At 49.4% G+C, this 21,701-nt stretch carries 20 protein-coding genes; 3 read left to right on the top strand and 17 right to left on the bottom strand.

Features of this window, described 5'->3' with window-relative positions; genetic code table 11:
- Positions 1 to 264: 264 nt before the first annotated feature.
- A complete protein-coding gene (locus QQL65_RS01980) occupies positions 265 to 1,044 on the top strand; it encodes a FadR/GntR family transcriptional regulator (RefSeq protein ID WP_284361557.1) in 780 nt (259 codons plus the stop codon).
- A 93-nt stretch (positions 1,045 to 1,137) separates the two neighbouring features.
- Positions 1,138 to 2,283 (top strand): alpha-hydroxy acid oxidase, encoded by a 1,146-nt coding sequence (locus tag QQL65_RS01975; RefSeq protein ID WP_284361555.1) that lies wholly within the window; start codon positions 1,138 to 1,140, stop codon positions 2,281 to 2,283.
- A 98-nt stretch (positions 2,284 to 2,381) separates the two neighbouring features.
- On the opposite strand, the gene QQL65_RS01970 is transcribed toward QQL65_RS01975, so the two are convergent.
- The 9 genes from QQL65_RS01970 to QQL65_RS01930 form a co-directional block, all read right to left on the bottom strand.
- Positions 2,382 to 3,917, bottom strand: a complete 1,536-nt coding sequence (locus QQL65_RS01970) for a tripartite tricarboxylate transporter permease (protein WP_284361553.1) — start codon at positions 3,915 to 3,917, stop codon at positions 2,382 to 2,384.
- A gap of 7 nt (positions 3,918 to 3,924) precedes the next feature.
- On the bottom strand, positions 3,925 to 4,386 hold the full coding sequence (locus tag QQL65_RS01965) for a tripartite tricarboxylate transporter TctB family protein (RefSeq protein WP_284361551.1): 462 nt from the start codon (positions 4,384 to 4,386) through the stop codon (positions 3,925 to 3,927).
- Positions 4,387 to 4,502: 116 nt separating this feature from the next.
- Positions 4,503 to 5,477, bottom strand: coding sequence for a tripartite tricarboxylate transporter substrate binding protein (locus tag QQL65_RS01960; RefSeq protein ID WP_284361549.1), 975 nt, complete (start codon positions 5,475 to 5,477; stop codon positions 4,503 to 4,505).
- Positions 5,478 to 5,601: 124 nt separating this feature from the next.
- Positions 5,602 to 6,390 (bottom strand): beta-keto acid cleavage family enzyme, encoded by a 789-nt coding sequence (locus QQL65_RS01955; protein WP_284361548.1) that lies wholly within the window; start codon positions 6,388 to 6,390, stop codon positions 5,602 to 5,604.
- A complete protein-coding gene (locus QQL65_RS01950; RefSeq protein ID WP_284361545.1) occupies positions 6,387 to 7,736 on the bottom strand; it encodes an aspartate aminotransferase family protein in 1,350 nt (449 codons plus the stop codon). Before QQL65_RS01950 ends, QQL65_RS01955 begins: the two co-directional genes overlap by 4 nt.
- 24 nt (positions 7,737 to 7,760) lie before the next feature.
- Entirely contained in the window at positions 7,761 to 8,192 is a 432-nt protein-coding gene (locus QQL65_RS01945) for a universal stress protein (protein ID WP_284361543.1), read from the bottom strand.
- Positions 8,193 to 8,204: 12 nt separating this feature from the next.
- Positions 8,205 to 10,835, bottom strand: coding sequence for a TRAP transporter permease (locus QQL65_RS01940; RefSeq protein WP_284361542.1), 2,631 nt, complete (start codon positions 10,833 to 10,835; stop codon positions 8,205 to 8,207).
- Between the two features lie 78 nt (positions 10,836 to 10,913).
- Entirely contained in the window at positions 10,914 to 11,873 is a 960-nt protein-coding gene (locus tag QQL65_RS01935) for a TAXI family TRAP transporter solute-binding subunit (protein WP_284362059.1), read from the bottom strand.
- Between the two features lie 62 nt (positions 11,874 to 11,935).
- Positions 11,936 to 13,288, bottom strand: a complete 1,353-nt coding sequence (locus QQL65_RS01930; RefSeq protein WP_284361540.1) for an FAD-dependent oxidoreductase — start codon at positions 13,286 to 13,288, stop codon at positions 11,936 to 11,938.
- Positions 13,289 to 13,530: 242 nt separating this feature from the next.
- On the opposite strand from QQL65_RS01930, the gene QQL65_RS01925 reads away from it, so the two are divergent.
- Positions 13,531 to 14,415, top strand: coding sequence for a LysR family transcriptional regulator (locus tag QQL65_RS01925; protein WP_284361537.1), 885 nt, complete (start codon positions 13,531 to 13,533; stop codon positions 14,413 to 14,415).
- Here the strand turns inward: QQL65_RS01925 and QQL65_RS01920 are convergent.
- The 8 genes from QQL65_RS01920 to QQL65_RS01885 form a co-directional block, all read right to left on the bottom strand.
- On the bottom strand, positions 14,408 to 15,505 hold the full coding sequence (locus QQL65_RS01920; protein WP_284361535.1) for a M56 family metallopeptidase: 1,098 nt from the start codon (positions 15,503 to 15,505) through the stop codon (positions 14,408 to 14,410). The genes QQL65_RS01925 and QQL65_RS01920 overlap by 8 nt on opposite strands.
- Positions 15,498 to 15,893 carry a BlaI/MecI/CopY family transcriptional regulator gene (locus QQL65_RS01915; RefSeq protein WP_284361532.1) on the bottom strand — a complete coding sequence of 132 codons (396 nt, stop codon included), beginning with the start codon at positions 15,891 to 15,893 and terminating at the stop codon, positions 15,498 to 15,500. The genes QQL65_RS01920 and QQL65_RS01915 overlap by 8 nt, the downstream gene beginning before the upstream one ends.
- An 83-nt stretch (positions 15,894 to 15,976) precedes the next feature.
- A complete protein-coding gene (gene glpK, locus QQL65_RS01910; RefSeq protein WP_284361530.1) occupies positions 15,977 to 17,473 on the bottom strand; it encodes a glycerol kinase GlpK in 1,497 nt (498 codons plus the stop codon).
- An 8-nt stretch (positions 17,474 to 17,481) separates the two neighbouring features.
- The gene (locus QQL65_RS01905) at positions 17,482 to 17,760 is read right to left on the bottom strand and encodes a DUF2160 domain-containing protein (protein WP_284361528.1); all 279 of its coding nucleotides are present in this window, start codon (positions 17,758 to 17,760) and stop codon (positions 17,482 to 17,484) included.
- Complete coding sequence (locus QQL65_RS01900; protein WP_379863073.1) at positions 17,760 to 18,557, bottom strand: carbohydrate ABC transporter permease; 798 nt, start codon at positions 18,555 to 18,557, stop codon at positions 17,760 to 17,762. The genes QQL65_RS01905 and QQL65_RS01900 overlap by 1 nt, the downstream gene beginning before the upstream one ends.
- Positions 18,558 to 18,567: 10 nt before the next feature.
- Entirely contained in the window at positions 18,568 to 19,431 is an 864-nt protein-coding gene (locus QQL65_RS01895; protein WP_379863071.1) for a carbohydrate ABC transporter permease, read from the bottom strand.
- Positions 19,431 to 20,513, bottom strand: coding sequence for an ABC transporter ATP-binding protein (locus tag QQL65_RS01890; RefSeq protein WP_284361525.1), 1,083 nt, complete (start codon positions 20,511 to 20,513; stop codon positions 19,431 to 19,433). Before QQL65_RS01890 ends, QQL65_RS01895 begins: the two co-directional genes overlap by 1 nt.
- A 9-nt stretch (positions 20,514 to 20,522) precedes the next feature.
- Entirely contained in the window at positions 20,523 to 21,587 is a 1,065-nt protein-coding gene (locus tag QQL65_RS01885) for an ABC transporter ATP-binding protein (RefSeq protein ID WP_284361522.1), read from the bottom strand.
- Between the last annotated feature and the right edge of the window lie 114 nt (positions 21,588 to 21,701).

Genomic DNA, 21,701 nt, shown 5'->3' with positions numbered 1-21,701 from the left:
AATATTGGTAAATAAACTTGACCTTAATGCAATTGTCAAGCGCAGAAACTATTAGACTAACGAATAGTAAACGCGAATTGCACAACGTGCAAACACATTCATTACAACGCAAATCACACAAGAAATCCCCATTTTACAGCTAATTTTCAGACGCTTATGGCACAACACACGAAGTACGACGACAAAAATGGGACTTGAACTCTTGGTCCAAAATCGCCATTGTCAGTGGATCATTTATTTTACCGCGCACGAAGGCAAGACGTTGTGAGCATTCAAACTGGCATCTTTGAACCCGTCGATCACGCCTCGGTCGTGGACGCGATTGTCGAACAAATCGAGGGGTTGATCCTCAATGGTGTTTTACGCGATGGCCACAAGCTTCCCTCAGAGCGCGACATCTCCGAACGCATGGCTGTGTCTCGCCCTAAAGTGCGCGAAGCCCTTAAAAGACTTGAAGATTACGGCCTGATCATTTCGCGTCATGGTGAAGGCACATTTGTCGCCCCACTCATTGGCTCGGCCATGTCTCCGGCACTAATCGAGCTCTACTCTCGCCACTCTGGCGCTTTTTTGGATTATTTGGAATTTCGTCGTGAACAGGAGCAATTTGCTTCCGCGCTTGCTGCCGAGCGAGCAACCAAAATCGACAAGGAAATTCTAACCGGCATTATGAATGAGCTGGAATCTGCACATCAGATTGGCGATTTCACTGCATCAGAAGATGCCGATATTCGGTTCCATGTCGCCATCGTTGATGCCAGCCACAACACCTTGCTGGTTCACTCAATGTCGTCAATATATGCACTCACCCGCCAAAACCTGTTCTACAATCGCGCCGTTTTACGCGCCAAAGACGGTGACGGCTCAGGCGAATTGCTGTTGCAACAACATCGCGCCATTTATCAAGCAATAATGGACAGCAACCCAGAACTCGCCCGTAAAGCTGCGCGCGACCACATCAATTTTGTCGAACGTTCCTACCTTGTCGATCAAAACCGGGACCGCCGGGAACAAATTGCGAAGCGACGACAAGCATTACTATAGACGCGCACCCCTACTTATGTAGAGGTAAATAAACTTGACCTCCTTTTCCGTTTTGCGCTAGCTTGCGCGCAAATTGGTTTGGAGGGAAGACCCATGCGCTTGAAAGACTGTCACAATTTCCAAGATTTTAGGAAACTCGCAAAACGACGTCTACCTTCCCCAATCTTCAACTATATCGACGGCGCGGCTGATGACGAGATCACCTACCGACGCAATACTTCAAGTTTCGACACTTGTGATCTGGTTCCGGATGTTTTGAGCGGCATAACCGACGTTGATATGTCAGTGACAGTTATGGGGCAAAAACTCGACATGCCGCTTTATTGCTCCCCGACGGCATTGCAACGCTTGTTCCATCATAAGGGTGAGCGAGCAGTCGCAGCGGCTGCAAACAAATATGGCACCATGTTCGGCGTCTCGTCGTTAGGCACAGTCAGCATGGAAGAGCTGCGCGAGAAATACGACACACCACAGGCCTACCAATTCTATTTCCACAAAGACCGTGAGCTCAATAAGGTCATGCTGCAACGCGCCAAAGATGCGGGCATCGACGTGATGATGTTGACGGTCGATGCGATAGTCGGCGGCAATCGAGAACGCGATCTTCGTACCGGCTTCTCAATTCCATTCAAGCTCACGCTTGGCGGCATGACCCAGTTCGCGATAAAGCCAATGTGGGGTCTCAATTATGTGACCCACGAAAAATTCAGCCTACCGCAGCTAGACGACCACGTGGATATGAGCGGTGGCGCAATGTCGATTGGCAAATATTTCACCGAAATGCTTGATCAGTCTATTTCATGGGACGATGTTGCAGAGATGGTCAAAGAATGGGACGGACAATTCTGCATTAAAGGCATAATGTCCGTAGAAGACGCCAAACGGGCAGCCGACATTGGCTGTACTGGCATCATCATCTCGAACCATGGTGGACGCCAGCTAGATGGGTCACGTTCCTCTTTTGACCAGCTTGAAGCTATCGTTGACGCTGTTGGTGACCGTCTTGATGTAATTATGGACAGCGGCATCCAACGCGGCACCCACGTCCTTAAAGCGCTTGCGCTGGGTGCGAAAGCGGTTGGCGGTGGACGCTTTTATTTATTCCCTCTAGCAGCGGCGGGCCAGCAAGGCGTTGAGCGAGCCTTAGAACTCATGCGCGCCGAAATCGAACGTGGCATGATTTTGATGGGTGTTGATTCCATAAGCAAGCTAACGCGCGACAAACTGCTCTTTAGATAAAAAAACGCCGATCCAAACAAGGACCGGCGTTAAGGAGGAGGGTTGGGAATATCTTGATATAAATGCTAAGGCGCTCCCACTCGTCTCAGCATATTTGTCTAGCCGCCCTCGCCTGCGCGGTCTGCGTTCTTACGCCACTTTGAGTAGAGCGGCATAAGCATTGGCACAAACAAAGTCAGGGCGGCGATCACGAGAATTGAAAGAGTCAATTCACGTTCCCACAAGAATGACCAACTGTCATTGTTGATCAGCAATGCGCGACGTAGATTTTCTTCCATCATGCCACCAAGGATGAACCCAAGGATCATTGGGGCAAGAGGGAAATCGAGCAACCGCAAGACCACAGCCGCCACCGCAAAGATAATCATCAACTGAATATCAAACGTGTTGAAGCTGACGAAATACACACCAATCAACGAGAAAAACAGAATGAGCGGCAGCAAGAAGCGTGATGGGATTGCCAAAACCTTCGCGATGTAAGGGATCAATGGTAGGTTCAGCACCAGCAAGATAATATTGCCAATCCACATTGAAACGATCACCGCCCAGAATACTTCTGGTTGGTCAATGTAGAGGCGTGGACCTGGTTGAATACCATAACCAATCAATGCACCAAGCATGATCGCCGTCGTGCCTGAACCAGGAATACCTAATGTCAAAAGCGGCACAAAAGAACCTGTAGCTGCAGCATTGTTTGCAGTTTCCGGCGCCGAGAGGCCCCGCACGGAACCCTTGCCAAATAGCTTGCCCTTTTCAGGACCTGCCAAACGCTGTTCTGTACCATATGCCAAGAAGCTCGCAATAGTGGCACCGGCACCCGGCAACACACCAATCAAAAAGCCCATCACCGATGATCTGCTGATCACAGGCACCATTTCTTTGACTTCCTCTTTGCTCACTTTCATCGAGCCAAGATTTGCAGAAGCCTCTTTCTCTTTTAGGCGGCTTTCATCATCTTTTGGCTTCAGGATTGCCATCAGTGCTTCAGACAACGCAAATGTTGCCATAACCAACAACAAGAATGAAACGCCGTCGAGCAAGTCGATCATCCCGAGCGTGAAACGTTGAATACCTTGTGTCTGGTCCGTACCAACAGTCGAGAGCATCAGGCCAACAACCGTCATCAGCATTGCTTTGAGCACATTTCCTTGACCAGCAAACGCCGCCACAGCCGTTAAGCCCAACACCATCAGCGCAAAATAGTCAGTTGAATGAAATGACAAAGAAACACTAGCCAAGAAAGGCGCGGCCACAAGCAACAAAATCGCACCGATCACACCACCTGAGAATGACGAATAGGCAGCAATAGCGAGCGCTTTACCCGCCTTGCCCTGCTTTGCCATGGGATAGCCGTCAAATGAAGTTGCAACCGTACTGGCAACGCCAGGAGCATTGATAAGGATCGAGGAAGTTGACCCACCAAAAATTGCGCCATAATAGACCGCAGCCATCAGAATAATGCCTGCCGCCGGGTCCAAGCCCGCTGCAACCGGGATCATCAATGCGATCGCCGACATTGGGCCAAGACCCGGCAACATGCCAATGAATGTCCCCACAAGACATCCAGCGACAACGAAAGCCAAATTCATTGGTGTTAAGGCTGTTGTTAGCCCGATTAGAATACCTTCAAGCATGTGCCCGTTACCCTCTTAAGAACCATGGCAGCGGTTCAATGAACACGCCCAAACCAAGCGTCATCAACGCCCAAAAAGCTGCCGCAATTGGAACAGAAGTGGCCAGCAGCAGCCAAATTTTCCGCTCACCCAAAATCCAATAGCCGACGCCCAACAAGATGGTGGACGACAAAACAAATCCGAACGGACGAATGGTCATGCCGTAGAACGACATCAATACCAAAAATGAGAATACCGTGACCCAATTTTTGCCCTTGAGTGCCACATATTCCTGGGGTGACGGTAATGCGATAATTGCTATGCTCAAGCCAATCCCAAGCACCGCCAGCACTTCTGGCATCGTGCGCGCATGAAATGCGACATTTGCCTGGAACGGAAGCAACGGAATGCGCTGGCTCAACACTGCGTAAGTGACGCAAAATGCAAGCAACAACAATCCGCCAATTCTTCTGTTCGTGAAAAACAACATAATGACCTCCCAACCAGATCAATTGAAGCGCCCGAGCAGCGGGCGCTTCTAAGACGAAACTCGCCGTATGCTTGACCGCAACCAACGCAAAGTTGCGGTCAGCTTAGATTGATTGCTTACAGGAAGCCAAGTTCACGCATTAGGCCACCAATCTCTTCTTCTTGACCTTCCAAGAATTTCACGAAATCAGCACCTGGATTGTAGATCTCAACCCAACCCATACGGTCACGTACTTCAGCCCACTCAGGCGTGTCATACATTTTCTCAAGCGCAGCAACGAATGCTTCTTGCTTCTCGGCTGACAAGCCTGGTGCACCAAAGAAACCGCGCCAGTTCACAAAGTAAGTGGTTGGCGAGCCGGCTTCAGCACAGGTTGGCGTATCAGGCGATGTGCCCAAACGTTCATTTGAAGTCACACACAAAATGTTCACTTCACCTTGGCGTGCTAACTCAATCGCTTCACCAAAACCTGTCGTAAGCGCAGCAATTTCACCTGAAAGCAAACCAGCCATCGCTTTGCCGCCCGCATCATATGGAATGTACTTCACATCAATCGGGTTTGCGCCAGCATTTTTCATGATCAACGCCGCGATCAAGTGATCCATGCCGCCAGCAACCGAACCACCACCAATAGCAATATTGCGTGGGTCGTTAGCATACTCAGCCAAAAACTCTTGCATTGAACCAATAGAAGAATCCTTGTGAACTACCACTGCACCATAGTCACCAATCGTGCCGGCGATTGGGGTTAGGTCACGGAAGGATTGAGGGAACACCCCTTGCAAAGACCGGATCACGATTGGCGTTGAGTTGACCATCAAAGTGTCTTGGTCTTTTGTCTCAATAATGTGCGCAATGGCTTTACCGCCGCCGCCGCCAGACATGTTCTCATATGTCGCGCCGCCAACAAGACCTGATTTTGTCAGAGCCTCGCCTGTACCACGTGCAGTACCATCCCAGCCGCCGCCAGCACCACCAGGAATAAGGAATTTAATTTGGTCAACGACTTTGTGGCCGTCAGCCATGGCTCCACTCGCAGCACCTAGCACAAGTGAAGTCGCCGCAATTGCAGCTGTGATTTTTTTGAACATCAATGTCCTCCCAAAAAGTCTCTTGAAACCGATTGTCGGTTCGCAAGACATGGCACCACTCAAAACTGACACCAACCTGTCACGGGAGTACGATTTGATTTAGTCTATTTATTTCAATCTGTTATCAACTCTTCACTTTAGAATCAGCATTCAGTTTTGAAACCAAATCGGCGACTCTTTGCGCATTATCGACGGCCATCTCGCCATTATCCATCACCAGATTATTTTCAAATCCGATCCGGCAATCGCTGCCTTTTTCGGCGGCATGCAACAAACAATAGGTCTCGCGCGCGCCAAATGCACAGGTCATATGCTTACCTGTTTGCGAAAATGGAGAGCGTTGAAACGCATCATAAAATGGATCAAAATGTTGCGGATTTGAAAGCTGGCCAACCGTATAGCGACCAAGCACAAACAAAAAAGATGGTTTCTCAGCCAGAATTATGGCTTGATCCACCATTTGCTCAAAGCGATGCATTTCGGCCGGATCATAAATGATGTGCTGAACCTCAACCCCATCCGAAGCAAGGCCATGATAAAATCGAGATAACTCGGCCTTGTCTTCAAGTGTATCGAGTTCGCTAAGCGCGATTGAAACCATTTTCGGCCGCACTTTGGACACAACATCCATTTGTTGCACCGGAGAATAGATGCCAACGGCTTCTGTTGTAATCTGCACATCCATTCTAGGAACTTGAACGGACAACTCGTCAATCAATTCACGGTAAAGCCCCGCATCTAGTATATGCGCATCATTTTGATCACGCACATGTGCGTGAATACCGTTTGCTCCAACAGCGAAGCACTGCTTAGCAGTATCAACAATCTCTTGAATGGTGATCGGCAGCGCTGGATGGTCGGCTTTAGTTCGCCGCGCACCGTTTGGCGCCACCAAAATGTAAGGCCCAGTCATGATGCGATCTGTTGTTCAGCAAAAACATCATCAAGCGCTAATGCCAATCGTTCGATCAGCATATCAATGTGCTCGTCCTCATAGATAAAAGGCGGCGCCAACAGGATATGATCGCCGCTTTTACCGTCAATGGTGCCCCCCATCGGATAGATCATCAATCCACGGGCAAACGCGGCTTTCTTCGCCCGACCTGCGATGCCAAGCTTTGGATCGAACGGCGACTTGCTTTGTCTATCGGTAACAAGCTCCAGCCCCCAGAAAAGTCCTTTACCGCGAATATCGCCGACATGCGGATGCTGACCAAACGCCTTTTGCAGCCCAGCTTCAAGCTTGGCACCCAATTCTGTGACCCGCTCAAGTAGGTTCCTGCTTTCGATCTCCTCAAGTACTGCCAGTCCAGCAGCACATGCCGAAGGATGCGCTAGATAGGTGTGCCCATGCTGGAAAAACCCGCTGCCATCCTTGATCGCCCTGTAAATTTCAGCCGAGCAAAGCATCGCTGCTAGAGGCTGAATCCCGGCAGCAATGCCCTTTGCGATACAAATCATATCCGGTTTGATGTTGTAGTGTTCCGAGGCAAAATACTTACCCGTACGCCCACAGCCAACCATCACTTCGTCCATGATCAAGAGAACGCCGTGTTCCTTACATATCTCCTGTATACGGTCATAGTATCCTTCAACTGGTGGCACTGCGCCCATTGTTGCGCCAACAATCGGTTCTGCTATGAATGCTGCAACGTTTTGTGGCCCGAGCTGTTGGATCATTTCCTCCAGCTGATTTGCAACTCGCTGTCCATAATCAAACTCACCTTCGCCTGGTTCAGCGAAACGCCAATAATGGCACGCATCAATGTGCACCATTGATGGCACCATGAGCGGTTCAAACTGTGCTTTGCGCCACATATTGCCGCCAGCGGACAATGCGCCAAGTGTATTGCCATGGTAGCTTTGCTTGCGCGCAATGATGTGTTTTCGCTCAGGCTGCCCAATTTCCAAAAAATATTGTCGCGCCAATTTGATTGCGCTCTCCGTGGCTTCGGAGCCACCAGAGACAAAGTAAACACGCTCCATATTGTCAGGTGCCAGCTCAATGAGCTTGTCGGCAAGTTTTTCCGCCGGTTCCGACGTAAAGAAAGAGGTATGGGCATACGAAATTGTATCTTGCTGTTGCTTGACAGCATCCAACACAGGCTTGGCCGAATGGCCAAGGCACGACACAGCCGCTCCGCCACATCCATCCAGATACTTCTTACCGTTGGCATCAATAAGCCATGCCCCGTCGCCAGCCACGACGACGGGAAGGTCCACGCGGGTGTGGCGTGGAAACACATGATCTGCACACATTTTTTGTTCCGCTAATGCGTTGTACTAATTTGGTCTAACAACAAAGACCGATTGTTTGGCATGACGAACTACTCGCGCAGCATTTGGGCCGAGCAAATAGTCCTGCAATGCCGGTCTGTGCGACCCCATCACGATGACGTCACATCCAATTTTATCCGCATATTGCAAAATCTCATCGTAGATCGTGCCATGCGATAAATGCGTTTTGATCTGATCTGGGTTTGTGCATTTCTCCTGCACAAACTTCTTCAAAACCTCGCCTGCGGCAGTCTCTGCCTTTTTCTCAAACCCTTCTGGGAAGTATTGAGAAACAGCAGGCAAACCGAAAGTTGGCAACACGCTCATAATGGTGAGCTTTGCGCCATAATCTCTCGCAATTTGCTCAGCAGCGGGCAACGCTCGATCCCAAGAACTCTCTTGGTTAAGATCAATTGGTAACAACACTGATTTAAACATCAAAGCTCTCCTTTAAAAGGCCGGTTGCATTTGCCTACGGCGCTGCAACATGATGACCAAGCCCAACAACAACAAGGATGGAATGTAGAAAATCTGCTTGGGCATGCGCTCCGCAGCTGTCTGCACTGATTTGATCTCAACGGGTTCATCCATATAGAAATCAAATCCACCAAGTGTCTCAAAATACGGCGTTCCCGGGAACGGCTCGTCCAGTTTCACAACATCCCCTTCTGGGAACGTAGTCAAACCAACGTTGGACATGCGCGTTGCGCCGTCACCTTCAGCTGTGACCGGCAACACAACAGTAACGTCTTTAACAAGACCCGTATCAAAGTCTGGTCCGCTAATAACTATTCGAATGTCACTGCCAACTGGTGCCTTCCCGACAACTTCCTCAAGCTGCGTTGGCGCCGAGGTAACAAATGGCGGTTGCACATAGTCAAGGAAGAAGCCCGGGCGGAACAGCGTGAATGCGATTAATATCAACAGTGCAGATTCCCACTTGCGAGACCGTGCAAAGAAATATCCTTGCGTCCCCGCCGCGAATAACAACATCGCAATTGTCGCCACAATGAAGATGAATATGCCGTCAATCCAACCAACATTGATCAACAATAGGTCAGTGTTGAAGATGAATAGGAATGGGAGTGCAACAGTGCGCAAGCTATAAAAGAATGCGGTGAAACCTGTTCGGATCGGATCGCCGCCTGAAACCGCGGCGGCGGCAAAAGAGGCGAGCCCAACCGGGGGCGTTACGTCCGCCATAATCCCGAAATAGAAGACAAACATGTGTACCGCAATCAATGGAACAATCAGACCACTCTGCGCGCCTAACTCAACCACAACGGCAGCCATTAGTGATGACACAACAATGTAGTTGGCAGTTGTGGGCAGACCCATACCAAGGATCAAACTGATCACGCCAACGCACATCAGCATCAAGATCAGATTTCCACCGGAGATAAACTCAACCAACTCAGCCATAACTTGGCCAACGCCCGTAAGAGTAACGGTGCCAACGATAATGCCCGCCGCAGCAGTCGCAACGCCGATACCGATCATATTGCGCGAACCAGCAATCATCCCGGAGATCAAATCATCAAAGCCACTTTTAAACGCAGCAGCTATATCCCCCGACTTGCGGAAAAATACTTTCAACGGCTTCTGCGTGAGCAGAATTATGATCAACAAAGAAGACGCCCAAAACGCTGAAAGCCCTGGTGACTTGCGTTCAACCATCAAAAACCAGACCAATACGATGATTGGTAGAATATAGTGCAGCCCTGTACCTTTAATATCATCGTACACAGGCAGTTTCACAATTTCCGATTTAGGGTCGTCCATTGCCAAGTCTGGTGCACGAGCAGCCATTGCAACCATGCCAACGTAAATGGCTAGCGTTGAAACCGTGAGAATAATCGAAGCATTCTCGCCGAACAGATCACGCATCCAGCCGATGCCGTAATAAATCCCGAAACACAAAGCACCGAAGACAGCGAACCCGATAAATGTTGAGAGTAATTGGCCCAAGAACGTCTTGGTCTGTTGCACTGGTTTTGGCAGCGCCTTCATGCCTTTCTTCAAGGCTTCCAAATGGACGATATAAAGAAGCGCAATGTAGGACACAACCGCCGGCAAAAATGCGTGCTTAATTACATCGACATATGGAATGCCGATATATTCAACCATCAAAAATGCCGCGGCACCCATAACAGGCGGCATAATCTGACCATTTACCGACGATGCAACCTCAACCGAGCCAGCCTGTTCGGACGTGAAGCCGACACGTTTCATCAATGGAATGGTGAAGGTACCTGTGGTCACAACGTTCGCAATTGAAGAACCAGAAATAAGCCCTGTCATAGCAGAACCGACAACGGCCGCCTTGGCAGGTCCGCCGCGCAGGTGACCAAGCAAAGAAAACGCAATTTGAATGAAGTAGTTCCCCGCCCCTGCTTTATCGAGCAGCGAGCCGAACAGAACAAATAGGAAAACAAAACTGGCCGACACACCAAGTGCGATACCAAAAACGCCTTCGGTTGTTAGCCACATATGGCTCATTGCTTTTGAAAAGCTAGCGCCCTTCCATCGGATAACATCCGGTATGAAGCTTTCTGAACCAAAAAACACGTAAACAAGGAATATCATGGCGACAACAGCAAGTGCCGGCCCAAGCGCGCGCCGCGCAGCTTCGAGCAAGATTAGCATCCCTGCGCCCGCCATCACGAGTTGATATGTCTCTGGCAACCCCTGTGCGCCTGTATTTGCCAATGTTTCATAGGCGTAAAACGCAAAACCTGCGCACAGCGCGCCTGTAATCCCAAGAACCCAATCATAAATTGGGATGCGCGTACGCGAACTGTTTTTGAACGCTGGATAGGCCATAAATGCGAGGAAAATGGCGATGGCCAAGTGCAACGAACGTGTTTGTGTATCGTTTAGAACAGGAATAATACGGCCGATGGCTGTGTAAGGTAGTGGCGATGCTATCCACAACTGGAAGGCCGCCCAAAAAAGCGCCACACCGGCTATCAATTTGCCGACAGGCCCTGCTGGATTACGCGCGCCGCTATCGCTTGCCGCAACCAATTCTTCCAATTCTTCATCGCTCAATGGCGCATTCTTGTTGTTTGTGTCGCTCATCTGCCCCTCCAAAACACCCAAATTCTCCCCCAATTGGGAAGAGGCGGCACCAAATGGCGCCGCCCCAACAGATCAGGCTTACATGCCGTTTTCTGAGTAGTACTTCGCAGCACCATCATGAATTGGTGCTGACAGACCATCTTTGGCCATTTGTTTTGGATCTAGGTTTGCAAATGCAGGGTGCAATTTGCGGAAGCCGTCAATGTCATCAAACACTGCTTTAACAACTTCATAAACGATGTCGTCTGCAACAGCGGCTGAAGTCACAAAAGTTGCGCCCACACCGAATGTTGTTACGTCAGCATCGTTACCGCGATACATGCCACCAGGAATAGTCGCAGTACGATAGAAGCTATTTTCAGCAATCAATTTATCAACTGCTTCGCCGGTTACATTCACAAGTACTGAATCACAAGACGTTGTCGCTTCAGAAATTGAGCCGGAAGGGTGACCCACTGTGTAAATCATCGCATCGATCTTGTTGTCGCATAGTGCTTGAGACTGCTCAGCAGCTTTAAGTTCTGATGCAAGTGCAAAGTCAGCAGTTGTCCAACCAAGTGCATTCATCAACACTTCCATTGTGCCGCGCTGACCTGAACCTGGGTTACCAATGTTCACGCGCTTGCCTTTGAGGTCTTCAAAATTCTTAATGCCAGAATCGGCACGCGCCACAACTGTAAATGGCTCTGGGTGTACCGAGAATACGGCACGCAGGTCAGTGAATGCGCCTTGCTCTTCAAACTTTGAAGTGCCGTTGTAAGCATGATACTGCCAATCAGACTGCGCAACGCCAAACTCCAACTCGCCTTGGCGAATTGTGTTGATGTTGTAAACTGAGCCACCTGTCGACTCTACAGAACAACGAATTTTGTGCTCTGCGCGGTTTTTGTTGACCAAGCGACAAATAGCGCCACCTGTTGGATAGTACACGCCTGTTACACCACCAGTACCAATTGAAATGATGCGTTGCTCTTGTGCAAAAGATGCACCAGCCAAGCCCGCCACCATTGCTGCACCAACTGCAGCACTCATGATCATTTTTTTCACGTCGTTTCTCCCTTTAGACGTTTCTATATTTCATGCCAATTTGGCATGTTGTGTTACGCTGAAATTGCCTGCTCTTCACTGCTAGGGTCAGTATCAATCGCCGACAACGTTTCAGTCGTAATTCTGTGTATGTCATTGCTATTCATGCTAAATTTCGATGAAATCTGACTTGCTATGTCCGCCGCGGTTCCTGCAGCCATTGTCCAGCCCAAGGTACCATGACCGCAATTCACAAATGCGTTTTCAAATTTGGTGCCTGTGACAATTGGTTGCGAATCTGGCGTCACTGGACGATGCCCGATCCACGGGTTGCCATCGCCACTAACAATTGCAGCGCCCGGAAACCTTGATGTTAAAACCGACCGGAGTTGATCGACGCGGTTTTCGGCTGGCACTTCCGCAATCTCGCCAATGTCTGCGAATCCAGCAATTCTTAATTTGCCGCCAAGCGGACAAATCACGGCTTTTGCTTTAATGTCTGTAATGCTGTGTTTGGGCGCACTGGCCCCCAATGGAAATGTCAAACTGTATCCCGCAACTGGAACAACAGGAATTGCCACACCCAAGTCACGTGCAAACTTGGGCGCCCGGTGGCCTAAGGCAAAAACAAAGCCGTCAGCCTTGATCACGCCATTGTCTGTACCAAGACCGACTAGTTCGCCGTCACTCAACTCAAGCTTCTTTATCCGCTGGCCCGAAAGGAACTCATTTGCTGAATCTGCTGATAAGATCTGCGCTAACGCCGCTTTCGCAAAAAGGTATGGATCACCCACCTCTTCATCTGGTGAATAGAGCGCGCCAGCCATATCCCCACAAAAACGCGCCAGCGCCGGCTCAACCGCTATTGCTTGTTGCGGCGTCAGCACAGATTGGTTGATTCCCATCGATTGTTTTAACTCAACAAGTTCAGCAATATCGTCGACAGCTTGTTGGTTTGGAAGAATCTGAAGTTTCCCGTTGGTTTGATGTTCGAAAGCAAACCCATAGCGATTTTGCCAGCTATCCATTTGCTTTTTGCTGCGCAAAGCAATCTGCAAGCTGCGTTTTGTGTTCGCTAGAAAACGCTCTTTCGACCCTTCGCGTACAAACGACGCTAGCCAACTATAGTTATGAAGGCTCGGCTTCAGTCTAAATTTCAGCCCAGTTTCTTGCCCAGTTAGTATTCTTGTGGCCATTGCCACCAAACCCGGCGCCGCCATGGCATCGGCATATGCATAACTTAGTTGCGCACCATTCCGGCAACTTGTTGCCTGCGCCACATCATCTCTTTGATCGACGATCTTAACGGCGAATCCGCGCTCTGAAAGAGCAAGCGCTGTCGCTATACCAACAACACCTGCGCCAACCACTGCAATAACGGGCTTTTTGTGAGACTTGTCGGATGGTTCTGGCGAGCCTACTGACATCAGCAAGATGCTCCCAAAGCACATGAACGTCGGCCATTTGACTCGAACACTTGCTCGATAGAAACGGCAATACCAATACACTCAAAACTGCTGACTTGAACTTGTCGAAACATCGACCGTCACTCGCCCTGTCCACCCTCAATCCACGCAGCCTATGCAATTCCTAACCAAAAAGTAAATAATAATACATTGGCTTCTTATAATCTGAAGTTATAATAAATCGAAATTTGAGGGATCATCTTATGCGCTTAAGGCACATCGAAATTTTTCACACAATCATGGTTGAAGGCTCAATTAGCGCTGCGGCCCGTGTGCTCAATATTTCGCAACCGGCGGTCAGCACCGCTTTGCGACACGCAGAAGACCAGCTTGGCTTCCAGTTGTTTCATCGACAGGGCAAACGCATTGTACCCAGTCATGAAGCCAAACTGCTGTTCGCGCATACAGAAAGTCTTATGAAACAAGTCGACCGCGTCAGCCAGATTTGCGAGAACATCAATGAAGGTATCGGCCTTAATATGAAGATTGGCGTTGTGCCCGCCCTTTCATTCCAACTGCTCCCTTTCGCACTTGCCGCTCTGCGTCAGGTATTTCCCCATATCGCCATTTCCGCAAGCGTGATGCGATACGATACGATGCGCGAAGCCTTATTGCGTAAGGATATCGATATTGCGCTTTCATTCTATGGTGGCGACTTTCCCGCCATGCGTACACACAAAATTGGACGCGGTCGGTTTGTTGTCGTTAGCCCACGCAACCGAGCAGATGTCAAAGAAACACCCGATATTTCACTTGTGACAAAAGAAGACTTTATATCAATCGCGGATAGTGGGCCGCTAGGGCAATTGCTTGACATGGCAAAGGAAAATGCTGGGCTTACCGCGAGCCCACAGCTCGCTACTGAAACCTACCACACCGCCATTTCATTGGTAAAGGTGGGCATGGGCATCACAATCGTCGATATTTTTTCAGCCCGTGCAAATGCAGCTTCAGACATTGAAATTACAGAGACAAAGAATATGCCGGGATACGATGTTTCGGTTAGCTTTCTACCCAACAGCGATAAGTCGTCCTTGCTGCATACCTTCAAAGACATGCTTGCAAGAACCGCACTGCAGGTTATTTAGTGGGGGTATTCAAACTCTGCAAATGCTCAAGATTGGCGATTGTTGAAAGCATAATGCGATCGTGGCTCCACTCACTGGGTTGTTGTAAGACGAGCAAAATAAGCATTGCAGCGGCCGCAAACGGCAACAACATCCCAATATGACCAAAACGCAAACTACGATGCGCGCTCGGCAGTTCCAAAGCGTAAAGAATGCGATATTCAAGACTGGATTGCCCACGCCGCGCCAAATGACGTTTTGGCTCAACAAACGGCACTGCCAAAGCATTGTTACTTTGACGAGCTGCGGTCATCGACTTGGCAACGCTCAATAAGGTTTCACAATATCGGCGCTTATTAAAGGTGGGCCGCGCCAACAATGCGGCATCACACAATAGTTCGCGCAAGACGTTTAGACGTTTACGGAACAATCCAAATGCTGGATTCCAAAACATCAATGGATGCACGAGGCTCCACACATATTCCCAAGTCACATCACCATGGCGAATATGCTGCATCTCATGCGCAATCGCAATTCTCATTTTCCATGTGTCGCCAATCATCTCGACAGGAACAACCACATAAAATTGACGCAAACCACGCGTTGTGAATGGAACCTCAGTTCTGTCCGACGCGACAATGTGTACTGCACCATGTCGCCTCAGTGCAAAGCTGTGATCCAGGATGTTGCGAAGGCTCAACGCATTGCCGACCAACCGAATGATGAAATAGGTGAAGGCAGCGACAACCAACCCCAAACCAAGGCTGGTCACCCAACTGTCGCGTTGGACGAGTTCGTCAACAACCGCGCCTTTGACCCCGATAATGGTTTGGAACTGCTTGGCGCTCATATCCACGCCACCATTCAAGTACCAAGATACCAGCCAGTCCGTGATATTTGCATGTGCCGGGAGAAATCCAGCACCAAGCCGCGCCAAAAATGGCCCCAAAATAGCAAGACCCATAAAAGATATGATCAAGTTCTGCTCAGCTTGAAACGAAAAGCGATAGCCAAAACGCGCTAAGACAAATCGAACAACAACCCAAACGCCAAACACTGCGAGCAAGGCGATGTTGGCATCAATGTAGTAATTCACCAACGCACTAGTCATCGCTTTTCTCTAGCTTGTTATCGAGCATGTTGCGGATCTGTTCGATCATGTCATCGGTCAACATTTCATCATCCACGAGACGTGCAACCAAAGCGCTTGGCGCACCGTCAAACAATGATTTTGACATTTGGCGAATAGAACGCCCTTGGTATTCGTTTTTGCTCAATTGCGGAGAATAAACCAAAGCTCGGTCTTTCTTATCGCTTGAAACGAAGCCCTTCTGTTCAAGAATTCGCATAACTGTTGCGCCAGATGTGTAAGCCCGGTCAACCGCTGCGTCCATGTTGGCCATAATCTCACGAACCGTACCTGAACCAATGGTCCAAAGTCCGTTCATGAACTCGAGTTCTACGCTCGTTAGGAAATCAGGATCGTGTTTTCGGGCCATTACTTTTTCGCTCTGTCATATGCGTTATCTAAAAACTTAGTATACATTTGCCACAATTGGCAAGCTCTACCCTAAGTTGCAGCCTATCCTTTGAATAACAACCGCTTCACAGCGAGCTGCCAACCAGCGTATTTTTCATCCGCAAGAGCCGGTTCAACATTTGGTTCAAACTGATGCTCGAGCGCCCAGCTTTGCGCAAACTCTTCAGGCCGACCACACAAACCAACGGCTAACCCGGCAAGGTAAGCAGCCCCCAGCGCTGTTGTTTCGGTAACCTCTGGTCGATCAACAGGCGCTTGCAACTGGTTCGCTAGCGCCTGCATCGCATAAGCGCTATTGGCCATACCGCCATCAATACGCAGTACGGTTTGCTCCTTCGCGCCCCAATCATCATTCATCGCTTCAATAAGGTCGCGTGTCTGAAAACCAACACTTTCAAGTGCGGCCTTTGCAATTTCTTCTGGGCCGGTATTACGCGTAAGACCAAATATCGCACCGCGGCATTCAGCATCCCAGTAAGGTGCACCCAGTCCCGTAAAAGCAGGTACAAAGTACACATTTTCGGTTTCGTCAGCCGCTTCGGCAAGCGGTGTCGTTTCCGCAGCTGTGCGGATCATCTTCAACCCGTCGCGCAGCCACTGCACAACCGCCCCTGCGATGAATATTGACCCCTCAAGCGCATATGTCGGCTTGCCATCGAGTTGGTAGGCAATCGTGGTCAAAAGCCTGTTGTTTGACAAAACCGGTTTGTCGCCTGTGTTCAACAATACGAAGCAGCCTGTTCCATAGGTCGATTTAACCATTCCAGGTTGAAAACATGCCTGCCCAACCGTTGCTGCCTGCTGATCACCTGCAACACCCCGAATAGGAATGCCAACACCGCCAAACAAATCATCGCGCGTAACGCCAAAATCATCTGAACAGTTCTTCACCTCAGGCATCATACTATGTGGAATGCCAAACAACGACAGCAAATCCTGGTCCCAACATCCAACGTTGATGTTGTAGAGCATTGTACGTGCAGCGTTTGTCGCGTCAGTTGCGTGCACTTTACCGCCTGTCAGCCGCCAAATCAGATAGCAATCTACAGTGCCAAATAGCAAATCGCCATTTTCCGCCCGCTCACGAACGCCATCTACATTTTCTAAAATCCAGTGAACTTTTGTTGCTGAAAAATATGGATCAATCAGCAACCCAGTCTTCTGGCGAATTTCTTCGCTATGCCCTGCTATGCGCAATTGCTCACAGTAGTCCGAAGTCCGACGATCTTGCCAAACAATTGCATTGTAAACGGCACGACCAGTGTTCTTGTCCCAAACAATCGTGGTTTCACGTTGATTTGTAACGCCAATCGCCGCGATGTCTCGCGGCGAAAGATGTTGCTTCTCGATTGCTTCGTGACACATGGCCACTGTTGTTGACCAAATCTCTTCTGGATTGTGTTCCACCCAGCCCGAATGCGGAAAAATCTGCTCAAATTCTTCCTGACCCGTTGCAAGAGGTTTCAAACTATCATCAAAAACAATCGCCCGACTGGATGTTGTTCCCTGATCAATTGCCAGAATGTAATTTGCAGTCATCTAAGTGCTCACGCTTTCCAGAAACAAAATGTACCCCAGCATATCGCTATTCCCAGCGGTATCCATAGCGGCGTTCCAAAAATCCCCAACCAAGCGAGAAAAATATAGGCACTACCCAATAATGTGAGGAACAATCGGTCTCCGCGTGTTGTTACCAACCCCAAAGCGCCTTTTCGTTCGTCTCCACCGGGGTGGCGGATTTCCAAGACCGTCAGCACACCCATTGCGGAGAATATGCCAACAAACAAAAGCGCTGTTGGCCAAGTCCATGCCATCCAACTCAGCATTACACCCTCCCCATCGCGAAGCCCTTCGCGATATAGTTACGTACGAAATAGATAACGATCGCACCTGGAATAATTGTTAGTGTGCCAGCAGCGGCCAGCAGGCCCAATTCGTAGCCCGCGTTTGACGCAGTTTTAGTCATGGTTGCCGCGATGGGTTTTGCTGCAACTGCAGTTAGCGTTTTACCCAAAAGCAGCTCCACCCATGAAAACATGAAGCAGAAAAATGCAGCGACCCCGACGCCAGCTTTGATGGAGGGTATGAATATGGTGACGAAGAACCGTGGGAAGGAATATCCGTCAACATATGCCGTTTCATCCAATTCTTTTGGCACGCCGCCCATAAAGCCTTCCAAAATCCAAACGGCCAAAGGCACATTGAAAAGTGTATGCGCAAGCGCAACAGCAAGGTGGGTGTCAAAAAGCCCAACTGATGAGTAGAGCTGGAAGAATGGCAATGCAAACACTGCCGCCGGGGCCATCCGGTTGGTGAGCAACCAGAAGAATAACTGCTTGTCGCCCAGGAACCGATAGCGCGAGAACGCATACGCTGCAGGCAAGGCAACGGCAATCGAAATGATTGTGTTCAGAGTTACGTAGATAATCGAGTTGACGTAGCCCATATACCAAGTGGGATCGGTGAAAATCACCGCATAATTTTCCCAAGTGAAGGTTTCAGGGAACAGCGAAAATCCGGAAAGGATTTCATTCGTGGTCTTAAAACTCATCGCCACAAGCCAATAAATTGGCAGCAACAAGAATAGAATATAAGCGATGGTAACAATTGATCGTTTTTGCATCATTTCGCTCCTATCGCGCATCATCTTTGGTCATCAGCGTGAAGAACAGCCAGCTGACCAACAAGGTGATAGCGAAGTAAATAAGGGACATGGCGGCTGCCGGACCAAGGTCAAACTGACCAAGCGCGATCTTCACCAAATCAATGGACAAGAGTGTTGTTGAGTTACCCGGTCCGCCACCAGTCAAAACAAACGGCTCTGTGTAGATGTTGAAGCTATCGATAAAGCGCAACAGCACAGCAATCGTAAGCACGTTCTTCATCTTGGGCAGTTGGATAAAACGGAACACTGCAAAGTTGCTCGCCCCATCGATTTTGGCGGCTTGATAGTAAGCCTCTGGAATTGAAACCAATCCAGCATAGCTGAGCAGCACGACCAATGAAGTCCAGTGCCATACATCCATCACGATGATTGTGACCCACGCCGCAAAAATGTTCTGCGTCATGTCGTATGGAATACCAAGTACGTGGTTCAAAAAGTAGCCAAGCAAACCAATGTCAGGCAGAGTGAAAATATTCCACATTGCACCAACAACATTCCACGGGATCAACATTGGCAAAGCCATTGTTACCAAGCAGATCGACACCCAAAATCCTTTGCGGGGCATCGACATTGCAATCGCTACGCCTAGTGGGATTTCAATCAACAAGATCAAACCAGTGAACATGAACTGGCGGCCTAAAGCTGCGTGAAAACGCTCAGAACGCATTAGGTTCTGAAACCAATCCAACCCCTGCCAGAAGAACAAGTTATTGCCGAAAGTTTCTTGTACTGAGTAGTTCACCACCGTCATCATCGGTATCAACGCGTTAAACGCCACCAGCAGCAAAACTGGCAAAACGAAGAACCAGGCTCTTTGATTTTCGGTTTTCATTATGCTGCCCCCCGCGCATTGGTTGCCAACCAGCCATCGGCATAAAGCCGCGTCTGTTCAGTCTTGAAATCAAGGAAAATTTCGTCGCCCTGATTTGGCACCTCACCTTTCACAATGGCTGCCACCTTTTGATCGCCAACCATCGCTTCAACAACATTGTGCCGCCCCACGTCCGCCACTTTGCGTACGCGCGCCTGCAAACCACTTTTGCCAAGCGATACATATTCGGGCCGAACGCCAATTTCAGTTTTGCCGCCTGCGCCATTTACAATTTCACCTTCAAGCTGAACTTGCTGGCCATTGAAGAAAGCAGCACCATTTTTAACATCACAAGGCAAAACATTCATGCCGGGCGAACCGATAAAGTGCCCAACAAATGTATGGGTTGGTCGTTCAAACAACTCGACCGGTGTGCCAATTTGCACAACCTCGCCTTCTTGCATCACGACCACCTGATCGGCAAAAGTCAGCGCCTCAGTTTGGTCGTGCGTCACATAGATCATCGTTGCTTTGATCCGCTGGTGCAGTTCTTTCAACTTTGATCGCAGTTTCCATTTTAGATGTGGATCGATAACAGTGAGTGGTTCGTCAAACATCACGACATTCACATCGTCACGCACAAGCCCGCGACCCATCGAAATCTTCTGCTTATTGTCCGGTGACAGACCTGCCGCTTGTTGTTTGAGCATATCGCTAACTTCGAGCATTTCAGCAATTTGTCGTACACGAACATCAACATCGGCTTCCGCCATTCCACGATTGCGCAATGGAAATGCCAAATTGTCATAAACCGTCATCGTGTCGTAGATCACCGGGAACTGAAACACTTGCGCGATGTTGCGTTGGTCCGGTGGAAGATGGGTTACATCCTTGTCGTCAAACAAAATGCGGCCCTCTGATGGCACACGCAGTCCAGAAATAATATTGAGCAGCGTTGACTTGCCGCAACCCGATGGCCCTAGAAGCGCGTAAGCGCCACCATCGTTCCAATCCAAATCTATTTGCTTTAGCGCATAATCTTCCGGCCCCCTCGGGTTCGGGAAGTAGCTATGTCGCAATTGAGACAGAGTAATTTTAGCCATGATTGTCTCCTATCCGACCAGCGTGCCATCAGGCGCAAATACAAAGCACTCAGACGGGTTCATGAAAAACTGGTGGTCTTCGCCAACGTGATAAGGGTGCACGCCGCGCGCCAATGAGACCCAGTCCGCCATTTCGGCTTTGAAATGCGCACTAGATTCTGAGCCACTTAGCTCCGTTACAAGCACATGCCCGGTTATTGGCACGCTTGCTTCTTCAGTTTGAAACGGCAGCACATGATTTGCGCGAACGGCAATCTTGTAGTTTCCATCAGCCAGGTTCGCCGCATCTCCCTTCAATTGCCAGGAGATATTGAAGCCCATTTTGGCTTCATTGCCCCGCTTCTCGATCTCGGCCACATTGATTGGTGGATCGGAAAAAATTTCTGCTGCAAGCAAGGTCTGAGGATTGCGATATATATCTGCGGTAGTGCCGAATTGAGCAACACAGCCATCGTTCATCAACGCTGTTTTGCCTCCAAGCAACAAAGCCTCTTCTGGCTCAGACGTCGCATAAACTACGACCGCACCACGTCCTGCAAACAATTCCGGCAACTGATCGCGAAGTTCTTCGCGCAGCTTATAGTCAAGGTTGGCCAGAGGCTCGTCCAAGAAAACAGCCTTGCTTTCTTTCGCAATTGCCCGTGCCAATGCACAGCGTTGCTGCTGTCCACCAGACAATTCGTGCGGACGACGATCAAGCATTGGCTTGAGTTGCAAAATATCAGCAGCTTCAGCCACGCGATCCTCAAGTTCAGATTTGGCCATTCCAGCAACGCGCAAGGGAGACGCGATATTGTCAAAAACCGTCATATGTGGGTAATTGACAAAAAACTGATGCACCAAAGATATGTTCCGAGTTTGGGTATTCTGCGCCGTCACGTCTTCGCCATCCATGAACAGTTGGCCAGAAGCGATAGGATCGAGGCCCGCCATCAGCTTGATCAGCGACGTTTTCCCCGCCCCAGTTTCACCCAACAGCACATTGAAGTGTCCGGTTTCCAAGACGAGATTGGTGGGCTTGATGTGAAGATCCCCCCCGACACGCTTGGTGATGTTTCTAAGTTCGAGTGCCATTGCACACCTACTCTAATTCTTTTGCTGGAAAGCCTTTTTGTGCTTCAGCCTTCAACTTCATCGTGAACAAATTGAAGTTGGGAAATCTCTCTAAGAAGCTGGAGCCCGAAGGCC

It is taken from the genome of Maritalea porphyrae (genome assembly GCF_030159895.1).
GTDB classification, from domain to species: domain Bacteria; phylum Pseudomonadota; class Alphaproteobacteria; order Rhizobiales; family Devosiaceae; genus Maritalea; species Maritalea porphyrae.
The sequence above is the reverse complement of the archived record's forward strand: the minus strand, read 5'-3'. Positions and strand labels throughout refer to the sequence as shown.

What these genes read in the sequence shown, in the direction of transcription:
- QQL65_RS01975 (WP_284361555.1), top strand. Translation starts at nt 1,138, where the DNA reads ATGCGCTTGAAAGACTGTCACAATTTCCAAGATTTTAGGAAACTCGCA.
- QQL65_RS01970 (WP_284361553.1), bottom strand. Translation starts at nt 3,917, where the DNA reads ATGCTTGAAGGTATTCTAATCGGGCTAACAACAGCCTTAACACCAATG.
- QQL65_RS01965 (WP_284361551.1), bottom strand. Translation starts at nt 4,386, where the DNA reads ATGTTGTTTTTCACGAACAGAAGAATTGGCGGATTGTTGTTGCTTGCA.
- QQL65_RS01960 (WP_284361549.1), bottom strand. Translation starts at nt 5,477, where the DNA reads ATGTTCAAAAAAATCACAGCTGCAATTGCGGCGACTTCACTTGTGCTA.
- QQL65_RS01955 (WP_284361548.1), bottom strand. Translation starts at nt 6,390, where the DNA reads ATGACTGGGCCTTACATTTTGGTGGCGCCAAACGGTGCGCGGCGAACT.
- QQL65_RS01950 (WP_284361545.1), bottom strand. Translation starts at nt 7,736, where the DNA reads ATGTGTGCAGATCATGTGTTTCCACGCCACACCCGCGTGGACCTTCCC.
- QQL65_RS01945 (WP_284361543.1), bottom strand. Translation starts at nt 8,192, where the DNA reads ATGTTTAAATCAGTGTTGTTACCAATTGATCTTAACCAAGAGAGTTCT.
- QQL65_RS01940 (WP_284361542.1), bottom strand. Translation starts at nt 10,835, where the DNA reads ATGAGCGACACAAACAACAAGAATGCGCCATTGAGCGATGAAGAATTG.
- QQL65_RS01935 (WP_284362059.1), bottom strand. Translation starts at nt 11,873, where the DNA reads ATGATCATGAGTGCTGCAGTTGGTGCAGCAATGGTGGCGGGCTTGGCT.
- QQL65_RS01930 (WP_284361540.1), bottom strand. Translation starts at nt 13,288, where the DNA reads ATGTCAGTAGGCTCGCCAGAACCATCCGACAAGTCTCACAAAAAGCCC.
- QQL65_RS01925 (WP_284361537.1), top strand. Translation starts at nt 13,531, where the DNA reads ATGCGCTTAAGGCACATCGAAATTTTTCACACAATCATGGTTGAAGGC.
- QQL65_RS01920 (WP_284361535.1), bottom strand. Translation starts at nt 15,505, where the DNA reads ATGACTAGTGCGTTGGTGAATTACTACATTGATGCCAACATCGCCTTG.
- QQL65_RS01915 (WP_284361532.1), bottom strand. Translation starts at nt 15,893, where the DNA reads ATGGCCCGAAAACACGATCCTGATTTCCTAACGAGCGTAGAACTCGAG.
- glpK (WP_284361530.1), bottom strand. Translation starts at nt 17,473, where the DNA reads ATGACTGCAAATTACATTCTGGCAATTGATCAGGGAACAACATCCAGT.
- QQL65_RS01905 (WP_284361528.1), bottom strand. Translation starts at nt 17,760, where the DNA reads ATGCTGAGTTGGATGGCATGGACTTGGCCAACAGCGCTTTTGTTTGTT.
- QQL65_RS01900 (WP_379863073.1), bottom strand. Translation starts at nt 18,557, where the DNA reads ATGCAAAAACGATCAATTGTTACCATCGCTTATATTCTATTCTTGTTG.
- QQL65_RS01895 (WP_379863071.1), bottom strand. Translation starts at nt 19,431, where the DNA reads ATGAAAACCGAAAATCAAAGAGCCTGGTTCTTCGTTTTGCCAGTTTTG.
- QQL65_RS01890 (WP_284361525.1), bottom strand. Translation starts at nt 20,513, where the DNA reads ATGGCTAAAATTACTCTGTCTCAATTGCGACATAGCTACTTCCCGAAC.
- QQL65_RS01885 (WP_284361522.1), bottom strand. Translation starts at nt 21,587, where the DNA reads ATGGCACTCGAACTTAGAAACATCACCAAGCGTGTCGGGGGGGATCTT.